This is a genomic window from Gilliamella sp. Fer1-1, assembly GCF_001690825.1.
GTDB classification, from domain to species: domain Bacteria; phylum Pseudomonadota; class Gammaproteobacteria; order Enterobacterales; family Orbaceae; genus Gilliamella; species Gilliamella apicola_C.
The window spans coordinates 1-4,428 of the sequence record NZ_LZGX01000020.1 but is presented as its reverse complement, the minus strand read 5'-3'; the positions used below and the strand labels follow the sequence as shown (position 1 = coordinate 4,428).

Genomic DNA, 4,428 nt, shown 5'->3' with positions numbered 1-4,428 from the left:
TTTACATTAATCATCTAATTCTTCTAGCTCCTGATTCTGTAATAACTTGTTATTTTTATATATACTTAATTGATTATCTCGAATAATGTAATAATAATCATTGTTTTGAAATTGATACCCTAATAAGCGATGAGATGAATAATGATTTATAGTTTCCCCTTTTAAAAATATATATAGCTGATCCTTCTTTCTCGTTCCTTCATAATAAACATTTTTACAGTCTAATTCCCCCTCTTCGCAACAATAGGATATTTTAATATTATATTTTAAAGAGTTATATTTAGTTGTATACAGACAAGAATGATTAAAATCATTAGCTAAACAAACAAAAGATAGTAATGGCATTATAATGAAAATTATTTTCATATTTCTTTATATTCTCCATCCAAATGACTATATGTAGTATATTTATTATTTTTAAATAAATAATATTCCGAACGTCTTCGATTATTAACGCCTTGATTAAATTTTCCTTGGGAGTTACTCCAAGATAACCATGCTTCCTCTAATGAATTATAAGTATAAGATCCTTTTGGATTATTTATCATTTTTACTACAGTTGAACTCTTAAATCCTCCAATGCCAATATTAAAAGAAAAAGCAACTAAAGCATCAAATTCATATTGATGAAGTGTTATTTTTATATTTTCGGAAACAACCTTAATATAACCTTTTAAATTTAAATCATTAGAAAGCAATTTTTCTGCTGTAGCTTCATTTATACCATTTTTATATAGTTCAAACTCTTCAGAAGATTTGATCAAATGCCCAATACCAATAGTAGCTCCTTTAGTATAATTTGTAATAGTTTTACCTGTTTGATCATCATACGGCTTCAATCTTAATCCTTCCCATTTTTTTAGAAATGCAATTCCTTTTTTGCTAAATTTGATTTCTTTATAAGCGGCTAGCTGCATAATAGTAACAGGATGAATAAACCACGCCTTGCCATCATCGCTAAGCGTGGCAGGTGGGGTGGTGTCTGTTGCGGTGGTTGTAGCAGTTGTGGCACTGGTTGCCTCGCCATTTTTTGGGGGCGTGTCGTTTTGTTGGTTTAACTTCGATAAGCCTTTAGCCACATCATCCCACCATAACATCTTTTTTATCTTCTCTTTGGTCTTTTCACAAGCTGTCACTTGTTTTTCTAATGCTGCCATTTTGGCATAAGATTCAAACTGTTCTTTAGTCAACTTTTCCGATGGTGATTGTTGATAATCAGCAGAAAAACGGCTTATTTCTCGTCTTCGTGTTTCAAACCCTTTCGCTTCAGGGGAGTCCTTTGCTTTACCTACACGGCTTAAATATGTATCTAATTTTGCTTCGTCACCCGTTTGTAAATACGCTAATATATTTTTAGCATTTTCCGTCATCTCGCTGTTTAACGCTTCCCATTTCGGCAGTTTGCCTTCAGCATCAATTTCACTATACCATTCGCTTTCGTAATTGACTAATAAGCGGCTTAATGCCGAGTACAATATCGGTTTATGATGAATAAATTCCAATCCTTAACCATACAATATTAATATGTCTACTCATTACTATTACATATCTGGTTCATAATGAACATATCTCAGACACTCACCTTTAGAACAACCAAATACTATTTGTTTGATGTTTTTTCCATAAAAAAATCCTAGACCACCCAAATTAATACTATATTTTTTATTTATTCCATTAATTAATAATTCACCTTTTATTTCACACGGATAGATATCAAACGAATTTATTTGAGCTGAATTGATATCTTTTTCAGCAGTAGCGAAAAAATGTATTATCTCTTTTTTATCTAATTTCCATTTATTACATAAATCTTTAAGATAGTCACTATTATCTACTTCTAATACCTTTTTTATCGACAATACTTTAATTACATCACGATTATTGGCATTAGTAACAGCTGGGATCAATGTTCCAATTGTCAGCAGGAGGATAAAGATTTTTACCTTCTCCACTTGTTTTATAAGCAATGCATTGATGTTGATACAAGTCTTATCATTTAAATTAAACTCCTTTTGTAAAAAAATAACTAAATTTCTAATTGATTTCAATTGTTGCGATGTTGAGCCATCCCATTCCTTCGTTATTTTTTCATCATTCCACGCACGGATCTTCGCCAAAATATTAGAAATAGTCCAGTTCTATCATTTTTTAGTATCCAAATACTCTTTTACTTTTATCATAGAGAACTTTCTTCTTTTTGGCTGTATATTAGGAGGGAGTTAAATTTTATAAGCAGATTATTGTTTATCAATCAATTCCACTTATATTGTTTATAATTTGTTTCGTTTATCTTTTTAAAAATGCCTGAAGTACTCATTTGATATGTAAATCTTTTAGATTTTGCTTCACCCTTTCTAAAACCTTTACCGTTATTATCAATTAAATCATAATCAAGTAAATATTGCTCATTTTTACTAATTAAAATCGTCCCATTTTGTTGAATTGTAAAATCATTAAAGTATAACACTTCACCTTCTACATTTACTCGTTCATCTAGAACGATTACGTCAATAATGTTTCCATGATGATCATAACTATTTAGTTGAAAAACAAATACTGGCATATCATTATCAGTATAATTTATAAAAAATATACCTTTATATAAAATATTTTTGTAACTAAAATAAATAGCAGGATAATAGGAATCACTTCTACCAAATTTTGCTAATTTTCGCAAAATGCGGCATTCTTTATCAGAAAACCTAACTGATACTTTTTGATTTGGAGATATACGCAATTCTTCAGTTTTATCCTCCCAATAATAATATTTTGTTACGTCATTCGATGAATAAGGCAAACTTATTTTTTGATAATAATGTAGATCATTTTGTACATTATTACCCATTGCAAGATTAATATGACACAGTATGATAAAATATATAACTACAGGATAGATTAGGTTCTTCATTTTTTACGCTCCTTAATTTTATCCATATCATAAAACTGTACATGCAAATGATGATTATGGTGTGCAGTCTCTTTTGTTATATGGTTAGGAAATTTTTTAATTTTGTTTAAGGTATAACTCCAACCAAGCATATCTGTCCAACCAAATTTATACAAAGCATCATTCCACTGATTTTGACGTTCAACATCAAATAATTCAGGATGTAGATCAATATGAAGGCTTGTCCCATCTCCTTTTGCCAAAACTTCATCAATTCTTAAATATTTAAAATCACCATGATAACCATTATAATGGCTCTTACTGATCCCTGAACCACCAGTGATAGTACTAAACCCATTGCAACTAATATCAACAAAATTAACTTCTAGCATTGCGCCAAAAAAACTTGCTAAAGTATCACGATTCATGAAAAATCGTTTTTGACTACTATCTACATTAAAACAGTACTTCAGACCATGTTGTGAATATTTTTGACGAACTTCTCTTAAATCAATAAGATGAATGAATTTTGTAAGACCATATCTTTGGTGAGGGTAAAAAATATTTGTTACTTCAACATAATCATATATTCCTAATTGATGTACATGACTATTTTTATCATGATAGACATATTTATATTTTTTTTCATAACCTTTTAATGTCTCTACTGGTATATGCCTTTCAATTTTTCCGTCATGATAAATATGATAAGTAACAATTCCTACTCTAGTGAAATAATCCATCATCGCCACCGGATGAATAAACCACGCCTTCCCATCAGCACTAAGCGTGGCTGGTGGGGTGGTGTCTGCTGGGGGGGTTGTGGTATTGGTTGTCTCGCCATTTTCTGGAGGCGTGTCTTGGGGTTGATTCAACTTAGCTAAGCCTTTAGCAACATCATCCCACCATAACATTTTCTTGATTTTCTCTTTGGTCTTTTCCCAAGCTGTCACTTGTTTTTCTAACTGTTTAAGCAAAAAATAGATGTCCAATTGCCCTTTACTGAGCTTTTCTGTTGGGCTGTCTATATAGTCTGCTGGAAAACGTGCTATGCTTCTTCTTAGCTCTTCTAATCCTTTTTTGACTGATTTCTGTTCATCTGCTGCTAGTGTGTTTACATAGATATCACATTTTGCTTCATCCGCTTCTTTTAAATACGTTAATACATTTTTAGCATTTTCCGTCAGCTCGCTGTTTAACGCTTCCCATTTCGGCATTTTGCCTTCAGCATCAATTTCACTATACCATTCGCTTTCGTAATTGATTAATAAGCGACTTAATGCCGTAAATAGCATCGGTTTATCTGCAATACCTTTAAAACTCGCTTCTTTTATACTGGTATATATTTTTGTTTCAACATGGTATTGCTTATCAAGAATAGATAATGTTTCTTTTATTGTTGGTTTATATTGCGATAATGAATGGTTGTCTTTATTACGTTTTAACGATTTGTCTGCGTCAAGGTAGAGTTCTTTTAATGTGGCCGTTTCTTTTATCTGCATAAAATCAAACCAATCCCAACAACTGACCCGCTTAGCACC

The 4,428-nt window shown here is 31.3% G+C and carries 4 protein-coding genes; all 4 read right to left on the bottom strand.

The features are described 5' to 3' along the window. Positions 1-362: 362 nt before the first annotated feature. Positions 363-1,502 carry a lysozyme gene (locus A9G28_RS12950; RefSeq protein WP_141674668.1) on the bottom strand — a complete coding sequence of 380 codons (1,140 nt, stop codon included), beginning with the start codon at positions 1,500-1,502 and terminating at the stop codon, positions 363-365. A 39-nt stretch (positions 1,503-1,541) separates the two neighbouring features. Next, a complete protein-coding gene (locus A9G28_RS02215) occupies positions 1,542-2,117 on the bottom strand; it encodes a hypothetical protein (RefSeq protein WP_065579623.1) in 576 nt (191 codons plus the stop codon). Positions 2,118-2,251: 134 nt separating this feature from the next. Beyond that, a complete protein-coding gene (locus A9G28_RS02210) occupies positions 2,252-2,908 on the bottom strand; it encodes a hypothetical protein (protein ID WP_065579622.1) in 657 nt (218 codons plus the stop codon). Further along, the coding region (locus A9G28_RS13495) for a hypothetical protein (RefSeq protein WP_081301481.1) at positions 2,905-4,428 on the bottom strand (1,524 nt) is incomplete at its 5' end. The genes A9G28_RS13495 and A9G28_RS02210, both read right to left, overlap by 4 nt.